This window comes from Rufibacter tibetensis (assembly GCF_001310085.1).
Lineage (GTDB): Bacteria > Bacteroidota > Bacteroidia > Cytophagales > Hymenobacteraceae > Nibribacter > Nibribacter tibetensis.
Genome location: NZ_CP012643.1, coordinates 813,647 through 830,836, shown reverse-complemented (window position 1 = coordinate 830,836; position 17,190 = coordinate 813,647). Strand labels below are relative to the sequence as shown.

The following is a 17,190-nucleotide window of genomic DNA, read 5'->3' as shown; positions in this document are numbered from 1 at the left end:
TCTATTTATCTACTTAATCCTATGACACTAAAAGAGAATTTAGCCCTTCCAGTTGGCACTACGCTAGACAGATTTATTATGCGGAAACAAGAGGATTTCCCATATGCCACTGGTGAATTATCTCAGTTATTACGTGATATTGCGTTGGCTGCAAAAATAGTAAACCGGGCCATAAACCACGCAGGGCTTACAGATATAGGTGGAGCATACGGAAAGCAGAATGTGCAGGGAGAAGACCAGCAGAAATTAGATGTAGTAGCCAATATCCGGTTCATACGCGCTTTGCGGAACGGGGGCGAAGTTTGCGCCATCATTTCTGAGGAAGAAGAAGAGGTGATTCATACCGGAAACAACAACGGGAAATACATTGTGGCTATTGACCCCTTGGATGGGTCTTCTAACATTGACGTGAACGTGTCCATTGGGACTATCTTCTCTATTTACCGCCGCATTTCTGAAATAGGCACTGAAGCCACCATGGAAGATTTCTACCAGAAAGGAACCGAGCAAGTAGCGGCTGGTTACGTGATCTATGGCTCCAGCACCATGCTGGTGTATACCACCGGTTGCGGTGTAAACGGATTCACCTATGAAACTTCATTAGGCGAGTTCTTCCTTTCGCACCCAAATATCACCACGCCTCAAAATGGTAATATATATTCAGTGAACGAAGGCGGGTTTAACCACTTCCCTGAAAGCATTAAACACTATGTAGAGCTTTGCCGCGTACGGAATTACGCCGCCCGTTACATTGGTTCTTTGGTGGCTGATTTCCACCGCAACTTGCTAAAAGGGGGTATTTACCTGTACCCCAATACCCTGAAATCACCAGGCGGGAAGTTGAGATTGCTGTACGAGTGCAATGCCCTGGCTTTCCTGGTAGAACAAGCTGGCGGAAAAGCCTCCAACGGAAGCCAACGCATTCTGGAGATACAGCCTTCAGAACTGCACCAGCGCTGCACCTTCTACATCGGGTCTAAAGAAATGGTAGACGAAGTAGAGAATTTAATGGTCGCTAGAGAGAGACCCGTTAGATCTTCTATGCTGGTTTAACCTTTAATTTGGTAAAACAGTCCCTAAACACCGCGGCCCTTGTCAATGACAAGGGCCGCGGTGTTTAGGGACTGTTACTGTTAAAAGAAATTACTCTGCAGCAGAGGCACTTTCTTGGGAATCTCCAGAGGTAGCAGCATCTGTAGCAGCTTCTTCTGTGTATGGCACAAATTGGTTTACAATCAGATACCACTGGGCCAGTTTCTTCATGTCAGACGCGTATACCCGCTCCTGATCATAGTCTGGAAGAACCGATTCTAAGAATGAAGATAATTCCTGGGTGCTTGATTTTGGTGTCACCGGCAGTTCAGAGCCGTACTGTTTTCTGATTCTGTCAAAGATGTCAGCTAACGGCACGGTAGATTCTTCATCATTGGTGTACATGGAGATTTCCTGTAGAATAGACACCCGGTTTCTAGCCTGCGCAACGCTGCGGGTTGGTTTCTCAGTGAGACTTTCTACAATGATTCCATTGCGGGTAGGAGCTACAATTCTGTAGAGGCCCGGCATACCGGAAATAGAAGCGATCTCTTTCAGGTCAAATGGCATAGAGGTAAATTAAGTTTTAATGAATGATTAGAGTTTGAAGTTTACGGGCACGCTGTATTGTTCGCTGTACCCGGGAGCCTTGAATTTAAGCAGTTTTACCACCCTTAAGGCTTCCTGGCCGGTACCGCCGCCTACTTCCTTCAGGATTTTAGCATTGGTGATGGCCCCGTCCTCCTTTAATGTAAAGTGGATGAGGCAGGTGCCCATGACGCGGTTCCGTTTTGCCAGAGCCGGATACTGAATGTTGCGCTGTATATGAGCAATCAAGGAATCCTGTCCTCCGGGATAATGGTCCGCTACCGGCAATTTGCCGGTCTGAGTTGTAGCCTTAGTGGCAGCCGCAGGCTTGGTGGTTTGTGCCGAAACCGTACCTGCTGCAAAGAAGGTGAAAAGGGCCGCAGCCGCAAAGTGTTTAAATTTCATTGGGGAAAAATTTAGACTAATAAAGAATAAACGGTGCTTAATGCTCTTCCTGATACCGTTGGTTCACGCTGGCTATGAAATTAAGAATCTCTTCCCGTCCTTCTTTAGAGGAGGAGGAGCTTTTCATGTACATAGGCAACTCTTCCCAGGTTTCCTGAAGTGTTTTCATGAAGACCGCTATATTGGCATCAGTTTTCGTGCCAGTTTGCTTATCAGTCTTCGTGAAGATAAGCACAAATGGGATACCCATGGTTCCCAGAAGTTCTATAAACTCTAAATCCGGTTTTTGAGGGGGGAGGCGGGAATCTATCAGCACAAACACGCATGCTAGATTCTGACGATTTTTTAAATAGTGCAAAATCATCTTTCTCCATTGTTCCCGTGAATCTTTGCTTACCTTAGCCCAGCCATACCCAGGTAAGTCTACCAGGTACCAGTTGTCATTGATCAGGAAGTGGTTTATAAGTTGGGTTTTGCCCGGGAACGAAGACGTTTTGGCTAATTTGAGCCGGTTGGTAAGCATGTTGATGAGCGACGACTTGCCTACATTTGACCGCCCAATAAACGCATACTCCGGCAATTCAGTTTGCGGGCACAAGTCAGCGCGGGTATTACTGGTAACGAACTTTGCTTCTTTGATGACCATAATTACTGCATACGTTTATTAATAAATACAAAGGTACCAAATAAACACCTAACCCTTTCATAATCTCACAAAACGCAGCCTTTAAGGCAAAATCCTTTAGTATAAGTAACTATTTAAGTCAATTTCAAGTATCGTATGGCGGATAAGTAAAACCCGATATAATTATGAGTTAAGATAGTTTTTCTATATTGCGGCACTTTGCTAATAAAAACGTTGCAATAATTTTTTATTAAAGAATTACTATCTTAAGAATTTTAAATATTATTGTAGTGCTCTTTCATGCAAACGACAATAGAAGAGATACTGATATTAGAGCCTTTAAGCGTCGTTTTATTTTTGTTCTTGCACCTATAACAGAAGATACTATACCTTAACTTTTACACTATGAATCACTTAGACAAGCGATTGTTTAGAAACTCTTTTTTAATTTTTACTCTGTGCTTGGTTGCTTCCTCAGCCATGGCGCAGAGCACGCGTAAGCTTATCCGGAACGGAGACAAATTCTTTAATCAAGCAAACTTTCGTGCTGCACTTCCTTATTATGAGCGTGCCCTGGAGCGTGACCCTGAAAATGCGAAGGCAATGTACCGGGCAGGTATCAGCTTAATTGCTTTTGACAAAGAGAAAGCAAGTGATTACATCTACAAAGCATACAGAGCAAAACCAAAAGTTGGGGATGATGTCCTTTACTGGTTAGGTCGCGTTGACCTGGTGAACTATGAGTTTGACAATGCCATCAAGAATGCACAGGCTTACCAAGCTACTCTAGGCAAGCGTGACGATGATGGAAAAGAGCAGGCTGCTTTGCTTTTGCAGCATGCCCGTAACGCCAAAAAAGAAGTGGCTAACGCCAAAGATGTTTTCGTGAAAAACCTGGGACCTACTGTAAACACGCCTTACTCTGAGCACAGCCCGGTTATTTCTTCGGATGACAACTACCTGTTGTTTACCTCTCGTAGCGCCAGTGTTACCGGTGGTAAAGAAGCAGCAGACGGTGAGTATTATGAAGATATTTTTGAGACCCGCCGTTTGGGCCAGGACCAGTGGGAGACTCCAAAATCTTTGAGCGGTCGTTTGAACGGTACCGGTCACGATGCTTCTATTCAATTGGTTGACAACGACACCAAACTATTAATGTACCGTCAGGATGAAGGTGGTGACATCTTCATGACCAGCCGTGATGGTGGTGACTGGGGCCAGCCACAGAAGTTAGGCAGAAACATCAACTCTAAAGGTTTTGAAAGTGATGCCTTTATTTCAAGAGACGGGTCTACCCTTTACTTCTCTACAAGCCAATTCTCTCAGAACGGTGACTTGGACATTTACTACTCTAAGCGCCAGCCAAATGGTGAGTGGGGTGAAGCGAAAAACTTCGGAAACGGGGTAAACACTCCTTATGATGAAGACAGCCCTTACTTCACGCCAGATGGTTTAACCATGTATTTCAGCTCACGTGGTCACTCTACCATGGGTGGTTATGACGTTTTCACCATGACTTTTGATACAGTTGCTCGCCGTTGGAGCAGACCTACCAACATGGGGTATCCGGTGAACACGCCAGATGATGATACTTACTACCGCTTAAGCCCAGATGGTTCTTACGCGTACCTTTCTTCTTACCGTATGGGCGGTTACGGTGAAAAAGACATTTACACCATCAACTACATCCGTAACGCTGCCGTTCGTGGCCATGTGTACAGCCTTCGTGACTCAACCATTATCCCAGGTGTTGAGCTGGTGTTCTCTGGTAAAACCGCCAGCAACACGCCGCTGGAATACCGTGATGTTACTAAGCCAGATTCAGGAAACTACCAGGTAAGTGTGCTTTCATCTCGTCCGTATCAGGTGACCCTGACCAAAGACGGTAAAACATTAGCTACTGAGCAGTATGAAGTGCCAATGTCATTAAGCGACACCACTGTATTTGAGAAAGACTTCTATATCGCTTTTGAAGATACTACTGGCGTAGGAACAGGCGCTTACGCTTTCAAACGCATCTACTATGACACAGACAAATACACCCTGCGTCCTGAGTCTATCGCTGAATTGGATAACATTGTACGTGTCATGAAAGCCAACCCAGCCTTGCGTATCTCCATTGATGGCCACACAGATGCCCGTGCTTCAGATGAGTACAACGTGACCTTGGGTGAGAATCGTGCCATGGCCGCTTACAACTACCTGTTGCAGCAAGGCATTCCTAGCAACCGTCTAATCACTGTGTCTTACGGTGAGCGTCGTCCGGCTGCTCCAAATGACACTCCTGAGAACATGCAGTTGAACCGTCGTACTGAGTTCAACGTGATCAGAAGCGCTGAGCAATAAGATAAGAGCGTTTTCTGAGCTGTTTTCAGAAAACTAAAATGAAACAGAGCCCCGACCAACAGGTCGGGGCTCTGTTATTTATACGGCCTGAGTTCACAACATAATGCAGGAAATGTAGTTAAAGCATAGTAGCTTTGCCCTCTTTAACAATAAATAGTACATGTCAGTAGTTCCATACAAAGACCAGGAAGAAGGTAAGAAAAAGCAGGTGGCGCAAATGTTCAACAGCATTGCCAAACGCTATGATTTCTTAAACCATTTCCTTAGTGCAGGAGTAGACATTTACTGGCGCAAAAGAGCTGTGAAACTGTTGGCGCGGGTAAAGCCCCAATTGGTGTTGGACATTGCCACCGGTACGGGAGACTTCGCCCTGGAGACCCTTCGGCTTAAACCCAAACAGATTATTGGCATTGATATTTCTGAGGGCATGCTGGAGGTAGGCCGGGAGAAGATTGCCAAGCGGGGACTCAGCCATCTGGTACAACTGCAGTTAGGCGACTCTGAAAACATTCAGTTTCCGGACAATCATTTTGACGCAATTACCGTTGCTTTTGGGGTGCGTAACTTTGAGAATCTGGAGAAAGGCCTTTCAGAGATGCGTCGGGTTCTGAAGCCTGGCGGAATGGCTGTTATTCTGGAGTTCTCCAAGCCGCAGCAGTTTCCCATGAAACAAGGATATAATTTTTACTTCAAACATATTTTGCCGGTTTTCGGGAAAATGATCTCAAAAGACAACGCCGCCTATACGTACCTGCCAGAGTCTGTGCAGGCGTTTCCGGATGGCAATGACTTTCTGGCTATTTTCAACAGAATCGGGTTTAAAAACACAGAATGGCACTCACTTACCTTCGGCATCAGCTCCATTTACATCGGCACAAAATAATTGGCTTCTTTCTTCTTGCCTTGCTTTCTTCTGGCCAGCAAACTCTGGCTCAGGGCAAACTCAAAGGTGAAAACCTGCCTGGCTACGAACACAAAAGACTACGCTGGGGATTTTCTCTGGGGGTAAATGCCTCTTGGTATCAGTTAGAGCATTCAGAACTGTATGTAGAAGCCATTAAAAGCAATCCAGATTTTTCTGTAAATGAAAAGACAGGAATTGGTTTTAATGTGAACTTCATTTCTTCTTATAGACTCTCTCCTGATTTCGTTTTGAGAGCGCAACCTGGAGTTGGGTATCATAGCCGAGCCATTGAGTACAAAGGCATGCCTGCTGACGATGATAACGGAATTGCGGGAGGGGATGTGACGCAGGAGATGAACACCTTTGCCGGCGAGCTTCCTTTGCTGGTGAAATATGAATCAAAACGCCGCAAGAACAGCCAAATGTATTTTATTGCGGGTGTGAAGCCTTCGCTGGTAGTAGGCGGTCAGAAAAAAGGAAGTGAGTACTTGCAGGTAAAAAGCCTGGACTTTGCGGTAGAGTATGGTGTGGGGTTGGATATGTTTTATCCGTTTTTCAAATTCGCCCCGGAAATCAGGTATTCAAGAGGCATCAGCAACATTCATAAGCCAAGCCCTGGCATGTTCAACAACAGCATTCAGCAGTTGAATACCAATACTATAACGCTATACCTCAATTTTGAATAAGTCTCCCATGGCGCAGAAGATTGCATTAGTGACCGGGGCTACTTCCGGCATTGGCAGAGCAACCGCTGTTTCGTTGGCCCAGCAGGGCTTCAAAATCATTGTAGCCGGTCGCCGTACCGAGCGTTTGCAGGAATTAATACAACAGCTGGGGCAGGAGAACGTTTATCCGCTTGAGTTTGACGTGCGGGACAAAGAGGCCGTACAAAATGCCCTTGCAGGACTACCCGCCGAGTGGCGTTCTGTTGATGTTTTGATAAATAACGCTGGAAACGCCCACGGTCTTTCTCCTATACAAGGCGGAGACCTGGACGATTGGGATGCCATGCTGGACATCAACGTGAAAGGCTTACTGTACGTGACCAAGGCCGTTCTGCCAATCATGATTGAGCGCAAAACCGGCCACATCATCAACATTGGGTCTATTGCCGGAAAAGAGGTGTACGCCAACGGAAACGTATACTGCGCCAGTAAATTTGCGGTAGATGCCCTTTCCAAAGCCATGCGCATTGACTTGGTGCACGAAGGAATTAAAGTGTCTGAAGTGAACCCTGGTGCCGTGGAAACGGAGTTTTCTGAGGTACGTTTCAAAGGAGACACAGAGCGGGCAGCCACCGTGTACCAAGGCTATGAACCCTTGAAAGCAGAAGACATTGCCGATCTGATTACGTTCATGGTCACTCGTCCTAAACACGTGAATTTAGCCGAGGTGCTTATTCTACCAGCAGCCCAGGCGGCGGCTACCATCATTAACAAGCAATAAGATATTCTTCCCATAAGCAGCAAGGCCCGCTAGTTCCAGAACTAGCGGGCCTTGCTGCTTATGGGCAGTTTTGTAGAAACCAGGCTGTAAATAAACATCTTTCAAGTGCCTAATTCCGTTGCAGTAGGGGAAACCAAGAGCTGGCAAATGGAATTCACCAAGATAAAGGAAACGTGTCTTTATGTACAGGACCTTACCCGTACCACCACATTTTATACTGACGTATTAGGGCTGCCGGTCATAGGCCAGGTAGCTAACCGGCATGTATTTTTCAGGGTAGGTAGTTCGGTGCTGTTGTGTTTCAATGCCCAGAAAACGAGGGAGAGCAAGGATCTTCCGCCACACTTCGGGGAAGGGCAACTGCATTTGGCTTTTGAATGTACTGCCGAAGAGTACGAGGCGTGGAAAGATAAATTGCGCCAAGCCGATGTATCCATTGAGCACGAGCAGACCTGGCCCCATGAACGCAAGTCCTGTTATTTCAGAGACCCAGATCAGCACCTGCTGGAGATTGTGGTGCCCGGTATTTGGGAGAGGTAGGTATACCACAGGCTCTCTTTTTTTTACTCCCGCTTTACTTTAGACCTTCCTTCAGGAAAACAAGCCCAAATCTTTATGTGGTGGCTAAGAAAGGCTTCTTTGTTTTAATCGGAATAGAACTTCCTTGTTGAGTTCATGCTTTCCCTCAAATGTAATGATCTCTGGGTGTAGGCCTGCTACCTGAACCCGGGCGAGCTGCGTCTGTACTTTATCTTCCGCTACAAAGGAGTCTTGCAGGCCATAAACATATGTAAGTCTGGCATGAGCCAGGGCCTGTCCCATAGAAGCCAATTCCATATCATCAGGGAATACACCGGCCCAAAGCACCAACTGAGCAATTGGCCACTGTGCCTGAACTAGCCATCGGCAAGCCGTAGCTCCTCCCTGAGAGAAGCCTAACACGTGAAGAGTGGCATTTGGTGCTTCCTGCAGAGCTGTCTCTCGTACCAGGTTCAGGTACGAAATGTAATCAGATATTTCGTGGAGCCGTTCCTCTTTGGTCATCCAGGTAGCACCAACCCGGCCAGAGAAACCTTCCAGATAAAAACGGGAGAGTCCTTCCGGAGCCAGGATGGCCGTCTGCTCATCTGCCATTCCCTCAAAATGCCGGACGAAGTACCGGGCTAATTGGCCGTACCCGTGCAGGACTATCCAAAGGTGTTTGGTATCTGTAGAAAGAAGGCCTGCCTGGTAGAGGTGAGCGGTACGAGGTACCTGTATGGTTCTGTGGAGGGCAGCCAATTACAGTTGATCTTTCGTGAACATGAAGGGCAGTAAATCTTCTACTGATTGCAAGCGAATAACTTTTCCGTCTTCGCCCTGCATAAGCAGCTTGATAGGGGCATTCTGCCGGTTCTGGTATTCGGCCATCACTTGCCGGCAGGCTCCGCAGGGACAAGCCTTCAGGAAATGGGTTTCATGTCTCCGCCGAACGGTAACGGCCATCATCTCCATCTTTTTATCTGGGTAGTTAGATCCTACGCCAAACAACAGGGTACGTTCTGCGCACAGGCCAGAAGGGTAGGCCGCGTTTTCCTGGTTTGTACCTTGGTGAATGCTGCCATCTGAAAGAAGCAAAGCGGCACCTACCAGATAATTTGAGTATGGAGCATATGCGTTATTGGTGGCTTCTTGGGCGAGGAGGAAAACCTGCCGTTCCTGTGGGGTTAATTCTTCTACTGAAGACACTACCTCATAGGTAATGTTGAGTTGTACTTGTTCTATCATAAAGTGCGGTTTCCGCACGAGCACGTACGGGAGCCAAAGTTAATAAGTTGGCTTGAAAATGCAAGAATGGGTTGCCTGTGCGGTAGATTTTGCCCATTTTACCCCATAGTTACACCTCCATCTGCCAAACTATGAACAAGATCCTGCTCCTGGGCGCTGGTCGCTCTGCCACTGTGCTTATTGACTATTTGCTGTCAAATGCCACCATTCATAATTGGCAACTGGCAATAGGGGACGTTTCAGTGGAGCATCTAACCCAGAAGCTGGCGCTGTATTCCCAGGCAAGAGCGTTCGTGTTTGATGTGCAAAATGAAGAGCAACGTAGGACAGAGATTGGCCAGGCCCATGTCGTGATTTCCATGCTTCCGGCTCTTTTTCACCCGTTGGTGGCGCAGACGTGTTTGGAGCTTGGACAACATTTGGTCACGGCCTCGTATGTTCCTTCGCAGATCAAGGAAATGCACGAGGAGGCGAAAGCTAAAAGGTTAACTTTTCTGATGGAGTGCGGGCTAGACCCCGGTATAGACCATATGTCTGCCATGCGCATCATACACCAAATACAAGGACAGGGTGGTAACATTACCTCTTTCAAATCCTTCACCGGCGGATTGATGGCACCGGAGTCTGAAAACAATCCGTGGCACTATAAGTTTACCTGGAACCCTCGTAATGTGATTTTGGCTGGTCAGGGCACTGCCAAATACAAGCAGGATGGTGCTTACAAATACATCCCGTACCCTCAATTGTTCAGACGCACCGAGACCTTTCTGGTGGAAGGCTTCGGGTACTTTGACGGCTATGCCAACCGTGATTCTTTGGGGTACGTGGAGCCTTACGGGTTACAGAACATCCAAACCATGCTACGCGGCACCCTGCGTAGACCGGGGTACTGCCAGGCGTGGCATGTGTTGGTGCAACTGGGCCTCACCGATGATTCTTACTCTCTGGAAGACTCTGCTCATATGACGTATTGGGAGCTGGTAGAAAGTTGCTTGCCCACTGCTCCAAAACAGGGAATGTCCTTGAAAGAGCAAGTGGCCGCTTACGTTGGCTTGAACCCAGAGGCAGAAGAGATGCAGTTGATAGAGTGGACCGGGTTGTTTGAGGAAGTTCCCATTGGGCTGGATAAAGCCACGCCTGCTCAAGCCTTAGAGAAATTATTAGTGCCTAAATGGAAGCTCAGCCCCGGTGACAAGGACATGATTGTGATGCTGCACCAATTTGAATATGAGTTGAACGGGGCGCAAAAGAAACTTACCTCTTCCCTTGTGGTGCTGGGAGATGATGAGGTACATACCGCTATGGCGAAAACGGTGGGCTTACCAGTGGGGATAGCCGTGAAGCACTTACTGCTGGGAAGGCTGCAAACCAAAGGAGTAGTGGTGCCTCTGCAAGCTGAACTTTATCAACCTATTTTGGAAGAACTGGAGCAAAATGGGATACGCTTTGTAGAAAAAGGAGAGTAGAAGTCCTTTTTCTACAAAGCGTATTTATGTGAGCTCAGGGGAAATTTAGCGCAGTGCTGTTTTTCTGGCTTCTGCTTTTATCTTGTCTTTCAGCACCATGATTCCTTTTTCCAGTAGTATATCTTCCTCTTTTAGGAAGGATTCTACCGTGGGGTTTACCTCTACATGTGGCAATATTCCATATCCCACTAACTCGCGGCCATCTGGATAGGTATCACGTTTGGTGCAGATCCGGGCATTACCGCCTCCCGGTAAATCAAAGAACAAGGGCTGACCGGTGCTGCCGTATGTTTTCTGCCCTACTTTGGTAGCGCGGTTCAGGTTATCCAGCATAATCAGGAAATCTTCGGCCGCGGAAGCCGTTTGGTAGCTGGTGAGTACGACTATTGGAGCTTTGATTTTTGGCGCAGTCAGGTCGTTTTTGTTTGCATGGTGTCTCCTACATGCCACTTGGTTCCTTGCAGGTAGGCACGGGCTTCTTTCCCCATTGGGTGGTGTCTTCTTTTTCCACAAACACTCCCCACGCTTTGTAGGAAGCCTTGTGTTCCTGGGTCTTCCAGACAGATCCGTAGATAACAGGCGCTTCTGTAAGGTGTTTCACAATCTCCTGCGATAAACTGCTGTAGCCACCGCCGTTGTACCGAAGATCAATGATGAGGCCTTTGGCTTTATGCAACACTGGCAGTGCTTTCCTGAATTGGTCTATTATAATCTTATCGCCGAAAGTGTTGATAGCCACATGGGCCATGTCATTCTTCAGCCACTTGAACTCTACCGGGGGCAGTTTAGGCGAAGATTTTACCCATTCCACTTTTCCATCTGGTCTGTCTAAAGTTACCAGGGAAAACTGGCCCTTCGGTGATTTGATCTTTACCTGAACAGAAGTTCCCTTGGCACCCACCAAGGAGACTTGAATGGTTTTGCTCCATCTTACATAGTCAGTAGAGGAAGTCATGTAAGGGAATACATTTCTTGTGACATATTCCTGCGTAGGAATCCCTTCAATTTCAATGATCTCCGAGCCCAAAGGAAGTTTGTCTTTCAGTGTGGTAGAGACGTTCGTTACAATGGCTCTACGGTCAATGGCCTTTATCTCAACTGCTGGAAAGCCAAGCTGCTGAGCGAGGTGTTGGGGTAATCCAATGCTGGTATGTCCGCCTTGCAAAAGGGCGCTAAAGCGTTGTAGAGTACGGTAATACTCCAGGTCTGTCTTAGTAGCAAGAACCTGGGGTACAAATGCCTGGTAGGTGCTCTCCCAATTAAGGGTAGGAATCTTGTCAAAGTAGGCAAAGTTGTAGCTGGCTTCCTTCCAAAAACTAGAGAGGCCATACAGCTTCTCTTGGTCAGTAAGTTTTTGGGCTTTGGCTGGAAGGATGTATAGCGTACAAATTGCGATTGCCAGGAGAAAGAAACGTAGAGGGTTTTGCATAGCGCTTGGTTTGGTCCTTGCAAATCAGACAACCAATACCCCCGCATCCCCTACGCCTGCCTGCATGGTAGAAGCAGTTTGCACCATATTTCTTATGTTGGAGTGGAGCCATAGTGCTCAAAACCCATAAGCAGTGTCAAAAGATCAGGTAGTACTCTTTCAGCAGTTCCTGGAATGCTTTGGTGTAAGTTTGATCTTTTTCCCGCACGGCTAATGTGCTTTCAGTAGTAGATACAGCGTAACGTGAATAGGTATGGATAGCGCGGAGTAATTTACCCTGAGGGGTTGTTTCCAGCCAAAGAATTGAATTGGTGAAAAAGCCTTTTTGAAGGGCTTCATTCTCAAACACCTTGGCTTCATGCGTAGGAAGCAGAATATGCAGTTTTCCATCAGGAGACAGGAAGTGTTGGGCAAAAGAGATGATTTCTGTGAAGGAAAGGGTCTCTGTATGTTTGGCTTGGTTTTTTGCCGAATCAAGTGATTTCAGTGAAGCCTGGAAGAAAGGTGGGTTACTGATGATTATATCATAAGGAGCAGGTTGGTATTGGGCAAACTCCTGCAGTGACATGGGAAACAACCTGATGCGGTTCGCCCAAGGACTAGCCGCAATATTCTCTTGTGCTTGCTCACTGGCGGCAGTGTCAATTTCTACCGCTTCAATCAATGCTTCCGGCGCGCGTTGGGCCACCATTAAACTCAGTAATCCGGTTCCGGCACCAATATCCAGAATCCGTTTGGCACCGGCTACGTTCACGGCAGCGCCTAATACGCAGGAGTCTGTGCAGACTTTCATGGCGCACTTGTCCTGCCTGATCAGAAACTGCTTGAACTGGAAATAAGAATTGGGCATGGTTTAACCAGCAGTGGGGTTTGCCTCAAAGCCTTTGTCTGGCGGAAGGTTGGGTTGCAGGGCCGCCGCCACGGCTAATTGGTCGCAGCGTTCGTTTTCGGCATGTCCGGCATGACCCCGCACCCAGACAAAGCGCACCTGGTGTTTTCGGTAGATTTTCAGAAAACGCTGCCAAAGATCTGGGTTCGCCTTACCGGTGAAGCCTTTTTTTTCCCAGCCAAAAACCCATTTTTTCTCTACCGCATCTACCACGTACTTAGAGTCCGAGTAAATGGTCACTGGAATACCCGGTTTGGTGATAGACTCCAAAGCGACGATGACCGCCAGCAGTTCCATACGGTTATTAGTAGTCTTCCGGAAACCTTCGCTAATTTCCTTCACGTGAGGGCCGTACCGGAGAATAACGCCGTAACCACCTGGGCCAGGATTGCCCCTGGAGGCACCATCGGTAAATACTTCTATCAAAATGTATGCGGTTAGTTTTCAGCAAAATTACCCATCATGCGGCAAGCGGCGGCGTTAAAGGCTAAGAATATTTTTAGTGCCTAGGCATTCAACACCCAATTTCAAAGCCCAGCATATATAAGTAGGAGGTGGTTAAATGCTTCATCTAAATTTCTTCCTATCCCTGAGTTGAAACACGAGTATATTATTGGGGGAAATAAAAGGCTATATTTATAGAATAAAACTTCCCATTCAGAATGGCAACAAGCGTTTTTTCCTTTGTTATTGGCCAGTACTTGCCCAAGAAAACTAAGCGTGGCTAACTGGTTCTTCCAGCAGTATGAATTCAAAAATGAAGACATAATTGCCCTCTTTTTTAGAACCTGCTGGCCACTTATGATTACATAAAAAGGTGTTTGTCCAGCTAAAGCTATATTGTAAAGTGCAAATATTAATTTATCTATTTTTTAGAATAGTTAACAGGAGGAAAACTGTTATTAAGTCTAAGACAAATGTAAGTAGCTATTTCTAATCATTATTTTGGCCTTAAATCTTAAATTTTCTTCCTGGAGTAATCGCTGTAATAGAGGAGAGAATAGGTCATAACCTGCATCTCCTTAGGCATTTCAACTTGGTATTGGAAGAACGATGTTGCCGTTTCAAAGCCATTTTCAAAAAGGAAGGATAAAAATATTTTTTCAGGATTGGGGAAGAGTAAGGTGGCTTTTAGGTGCCTGACCTCTATTTTATGTAGTTAGCGCCAGTTAGACTTTACTTATACTTGTCCAAAGTCCACTTTTAAGCGAAATCGATTCGTTGCAGATTTAGCTGCAAAAAAGCGCTCCTATTGATTAGGCTCAAGAAGAAAAATCCTACTCCTTAGTGCTTTAAAATCCTTAAGAAACCACCTGCAACAAGCCCTTCACTACTGCTGCTTTACAGTGTTTATAACATGCAAAAAATGAGGCTTTTACATGGTGCTTCAGATTTTTACTTCTTAACTTAGGATAAGAACAGAACTAAATATTAATAATCTATAATATATGAAACACTCTTTACCCAGTATGGCTCGGCTCTTCATCTGCGCTAACCTTTTATTATTTAATCTCAATATAGTACAAGGGCAGAGTTTGGCTAACAAGGAAACTCATAAAGCAGATCAGGCACTACGCGCTTTATCTACTATCCCAGCTGCTGTTAAATCGGCTACAAGAGCAAGAAGTGCTTCTACCCTGCAGGTGCTTCAGCACGTTAAAACCATGGACGGATACGTGGCTATTGATGCCTATTCTAATGAGGCAGATGGCAACGTTTTGTTAGAGCAGCTTCAGCGGTTGGGGCTAAAAAATGGCACCTTTCATAAAAGGGTGGTCTCTGGTTTTTTTCCAATTGACCGGATTGAAAAACTGGAAGGAATCAACAATCTGAACCATGCTTCACCAGCTTACACTCCCCAAAGAAAAGTAGGTGAGGTGTCTTCACAGGGAGATGTTTCACTTAAAGCAGACTTGGCGGCGGCTAAATATGGGGTAACGGGGCTGGGCTCTAAGATAGGGGTCATCTCTGATTCCTATGGTTCTATAGGGGGCGGGGTTGCCGCTGGGGTGGCCTCTGGAGACCTTCCCGCCGATGTTCAGGTTTTAGCAGATGTGCCGGGGGGAACAGATGAAGGCAGGGCCATGGCTGAAATCATTCATGATGTAGCACCAGGGGCAAAGATTGCTTTCCATACCTCCAGCCCTGGTCAGGCTGCTTTTGCCAATGGTATCTTGGGGTTGGCTTCTGCCGGATGCAATATTGTGGTAGATGATGTGATTTACCTGGCTGAGCCCATGTTTCAGGACGGAATCATTGCCCAGGCGGTAGATGAGGTTGCCAAGCGGAACGTGACGTATTTCAGTGCGGCAGGCAACCAGGCCAGAAAATCGTACCAAGCGCCTTTCAAGAATACCGGATTGGTGATTCCGGGCTGGGGAGTGGCTCATGACTTTGGTGGAGGTGACACCCGGCAATCTATCAGTATTCCGGCCAGAAGTTCTATCCAGCTTATGGTCCAGTGGTCAGACGACTTTTTTTCCACTAGCGGGGGAGAAGGTGCAAAGACTGACATGGACGTGCTGGTGTACTTTAATAATACGCTGTTTGCTAATTCCTCGCAGGGGAATATTGGTCGAGATCCCTGGGAAACCATTGCCATTTCAAACACTGGTGCTTCGGCAGTTACCATTGAGATCGCTTTGGTAAAGTTTGAAGGTCCAGACCCCCAGATGATTAAATGGATAGATTTTGGGTCTGCTGTTCCTCTGGAACACATCACTAACAGTTCCACCATCTATGGCCACGCCAACGCTCAGGGAGCGATTGCGGTAGGTGCCGCTGCTTGGTTTAATACTCCCCAGTTCAACCCAAGCCTGAGCAGACCAGTAATCAATGGTTTTTCTTCCGGCGGCGGAACCCCAGTGTTTATTTCAACCACAGGGCAAGAGGCAGCATTCACTAATCAGAGAATCAGAAGGAAACCCGAATTGGTAGGCCCGGACGGAGGAAATACCACCTTCTTTGGCGCCGATACCAGCCTTGACCCAGACACCTTTCCTAACTTCTTCGGGACGTCTGCAGCGGCCCCGCACGTGGCAGCAGTGGCAGCTTTGATGCAGGAAAAGCAAAAAGGTAAAATGTCTCCGGGTGCTGTCCTGGACAAGCTAATCTCTACCGCCATTGACATGGACAATCCTTATTCAGAGGGCTTTTCCGAAGGGTTTGACTCCAGCACGGGTTGGGGTTTCGTGCAGGCAGACAAGGCAGTAGAGGCTTCTTCCACCAAAGCCAATCAGACCCTTACCTTTTTTGACATCCCAGACCGAAGCATTTTAGACCCTCGGGTCATTAGATTGGAAGCGTATACTACTTCCAACCTTCCGGTGGAGTTCATGGTCTTGCAGGGGCCGGCTACGGTGAGTGGCGACCTTTTAACCATCACCGGGCGTGGAGTGATCAGAATCAAAGCCATGCAGTGGGGTAATCCTGAATTTAACCCGGCGGCAGAAGTAATCCAGGAAATGGTAGTAAAAGGGGTAGCGCAAGCCATTACTTTTTCGCCTCTGGCCAACATCACCTACGGAGCGGGGCCTATTCCCCTGGTAGCTACTTCCTCTTCAGGCTTGCCGGTGCAATTCAGATTAGTTTCTGGGTCGGGGACCATCACTGATAACATGCTCACAGTGACAGGAACCGGCACTTTAACGGTAATGGCTACCCAGCAGGGCAATGCTGTCTATGAAGCGGCCACACCTATAACGCAGTCCTTTACTGTGAGTAAGGCAACCCAGACCATCAGTTTTGCCGACATTCCAGACATGATGCTTACCAGTACCCCAATTGCTTTGGAGGCGACTGCTACCTCAGGCTTGCCTATTCATTACACAGTTCTACAGGGACCTGCCACTGTTTCAGGGAACATGCTAACTTTAAAAGGAACCGGAAAAGTAAGGATCAAAGCAGCCCAGTACGGAAATGGTCTTTATATGGGGGCTCCTGAAGTAGTTCAGGAATTTGAGGTGTACCAACCCCTTGCAAGTTTGAAAACCACTACTCTGGCAGGGGTAGGACCTGCCGGGCAAGGCAGCTTTGTGCAGGTAGGTGCTTATCCTAACCCTTTCATGGATAGAACAGCAATTGAATTCGGCGCCTCAGAAAGTGGCGAGTTGGTAGTAGAAGTATGGTCACCGGCAGGTACTTTGGTAAACAGCTTATACAAAGGACCGGTTACCGCTGGCAGAGCGTACAGCTTTGAGTTTGATGCCGCAGGTAGAACCAGTGGAGTGTACATCTGCCGGTTTACCTTTAACGGGCAAACAGAATACAAGCGGCTTGTTCTGGTAAAATAAA

At 47.0% G+C, this 17,190-nt stretch carries 17 protein-coding genes; 8 read left to right on the top strand and 9 right to left on the bottom strand.

What is annotated here, in order from left to right:
• Positions 1 to 21 precede the first annotated feature (21 nt).
• Positions 22 to 1,053, top strand: coding sequence for a class 1 fructose-bisphosphatase (fbp, locus tag DC20_RS03160; RefSeq protein WP_062542502.1), 1,032 nt, complete (start codon positions 22 to 24; stop codon positions 1,051 to 1,053).
• A 90-nt stretch (positions 1,054 to 1,143) separates the two neighbouring features.
• On the opposite strand, the gene DC20_RS03155 is transcribed toward fbp, so the two are convergent.
• Genes DC20_RS03155 through yihA form a run of 3 tightly spaced genes read right to left on the bottom strand, consistent with a single transcriptional unit; the run spans position 1,144 to position 2,671 of the window.
• The gene (locus tag DC20_RS03155; protein ID WP_062542501.1) at positions 1,144 to 1,602 is read right to left on the bottom strand and encodes a DUF5606 family protein; all 459 of its coding nucleotides are present in this window, start codon (positions 1,600 to 1,602) and stop codon (positions 1,144 to 1,146) included.
• Positions 1,603 to 1,629: 27 nt separating this feature from the next.
• The gene (locus tag DC20_RS03150; RefSeq protein ID WP_062542500.1) at positions 1,630 to 2,025 is read right to left on the bottom strand and encodes an energy transducer TonB; all 396 of its coding nucleotides are present in this window, start codon (positions 2,023 to 2,025) and stop codon (positions 1,630 to 1,632) included.
• A gap of 37 nt (positions 2,026 to 2,062) precedes the next feature.
• Positions 2,063 to 2,671: a ribosome biogenesis GTP-binding protein YihA/YsxC gene (yihA, locus tag DC20_RS03145; protein WP_062542499.1), complete on the bottom strand. Its 609-nt coding sequence runs from the start codon at positions 2,669 to 2,671 to the stop codon at positions 2,063 to 2,065.
• Positions 2,672 to 3,055: 384 nt separating this feature from the next.
• On the opposite strand from yihA, the gene DC20_RS03140 reads away from it, so the two are divergent.
• From DC20_RS03140 to DC20_RS03120, 5 genes are all read left to right on the top strand, one after another.
• Positions 3,056 to 4,996 (top strand): OmpA family protein, encoded by a 1,941-nt coding sequence (locus DC20_RS03140; protein ID WP_062542498.1) that lies wholly within the window; start codon positions 3,056 to 3,058, stop codon positions 4,994 to 4,996.
• Positions 4,997 to 5,156: 160 nt separating this feature from the next.
• A complete protein-coding gene (gene ubiE / locus DC20_RS03135) occupies positions 5,157 to 5,879 on the top strand; it encodes a bifunctional demethylmenaquinone methyltransferase/2-methoxy-6-polyprenyl-1,4-benzoquinol methylase UbiE (protein ID WP_062542497.1) in 723 nt (240 codons plus the stop codon).
• On the top strand, positions 5,828 to 6,586 hold the full coding sequence (porT, locus tag DC20_RS03130) for a type IX secretion/gliding motility protein PorT/SprT (protein ID WP_071885368.1): 759 nt from the start codon (positions 5,828 to 5,830) through the stop codon (positions 6,584 to 6,586). The genes ubiE and porT overlap by 52 nt, the downstream gene beginning before the upstream one ends.
• A gap of 7 nt (positions 6,587 to 6,593) precedes the next feature.
• Positions 6,594 to 7,346 (top strand): SDR family NAD(P)-dependent oxidoreductase, encoded by a 753-nt coding sequence (locus DC20_RS03125; RefSeq protein WP_062542495.1) that lies wholly within the window; start codon positions 6,594 to 6,596, stop codon positions 7,344 to 7,346.
• 105 nt (positions 7,347 to 7,451) lie between these two features.
• Positions 7,452 to 7,886, top strand: a complete 435-nt coding sequence (locus DC20_RS03120; protein WP_316934519.1) for a VOC family protein — start codon at positions 7,452 to 7,454, stop codon at positions 7,884 to 7,886.
• Between the two features lie 84 nt (positions 7,887 to 7,970).
• On the opposite strand, the gene DC20_RS03115 is transcribed toward DC20_RS03120, so the two are convergent.
• Together DC20_RS03115 and cdd are read right to left on the bottom strand one after the other, a co-directional pair.
• The gene (locus DC20_RS03115) at positions 7,971 to 8,627 is read right to left on the bottom strand and encodes an alpha/beta hydrolase (RefSeq protein WP_062542494.1); all 657 of its coding nucleotides are present in this window, start codon (positions 8,625 to 8,627) and stop codon (positions 7,971 to 7,973) included.
• Positions 8,628 to 9,113 carry a cytidine deaminase gene (gene cdd, locus DC20_RS03110; RefSeq protein WP_062542493.1) on the bottom strand — a complete coding sequence of 162 codons (486 nt, stop codon included), beginning with the start codon at positions 9,111 to 9,113 and terminating at the stop codon, positions 8,628 to 8,630.
• 131 nt (positions 9,114 to 9,244) lie between these two features.
• On the opposite strand from cdd, the gene DC20_RS03105 reads away from it, so the two are divergent.
• A complete protein-coding gene (locus tag DC20_RS03105) occupies positions 9,245 to 10,579 on the top strand; it encodes a saccharopine dehydrogenase family protein (protein WP_062545766.1) in 1,335 nt (444 codons plus the stop codon).
• A gap of 45 nt (positions 10,580 to 10,624) precedes the next feature.
• Here the strand turns inward: DC20_RS03105 and DC20_RS23540 are convergent, their stop codons facing one another.
• From DC20_RS23540 to rnhA, 4 genes are all read right to left on the bottom strand, one after another.
• Entirely contained in the window at positions 10,625 to 11,029 is a 405-nt protein-coding gene (locus DC20_RS23540; protein WP_062542492.1) for a S41 family peptidase, read from the bottom strand.
• Positions 11,019 to 12,008, bottom strand: a complete 990-nt coding sequence (locus tag DC20_RS23535) for a S41 family peptidase (RefSeq protein ID WP_062542491.1) — start codon at positions 12,006 to 12,008, stop codon at positions 11,019 to 11,021. Before DC20_RS23535 ends, DC20_RS23540 begins: the two co-directional genes overlap by 11 nt.
• 136 nt (positions 12,009 to 12,144) lie before the next feature.
• A complete protein-coding gene (locus DC20_RS03090) occupies positions 12,145 to 12,858 on the bottom strand; it encodes a tRNA1(Val) (adenine(37)-N6)-methyltransferase (RefSeq protein WP_062542490.1) in 714 nt (237 codons plus the stop codon).
• Between the two features lie 3 nt (positions 12,859 to 12,861).
• Complete coding sequence (rnhA, locus tag DC20_RS03085) at positions 12,862 to 13,323, bottom strand: ribonuclease HI (RefSeq protein WP_062542489.1); 462 nt, start codon at positions 13,321 to 13,323, stop codon at positions 12,862 to 12,864.
• 1,022 nt (positions 13,324 to 14,345) lie between these two features.
• Here rnhA and DC20_RS03080 point away from each other — a divergent pair.
• The gene (locus DC20_RS03080) at positions 14,346 to 17,189 is read left to right on the top strand and encodes a S8 family serine peptidase (RefSeq protein ID WP_083470230.1); all 2,844 of its coding nucleotides are present in this window, start codon (positions 14,346 to 14,348) and stop codon (positions 17,187 to 17,189) included.
• Position 17,190 lies beyond the last annotated feature (1 nt).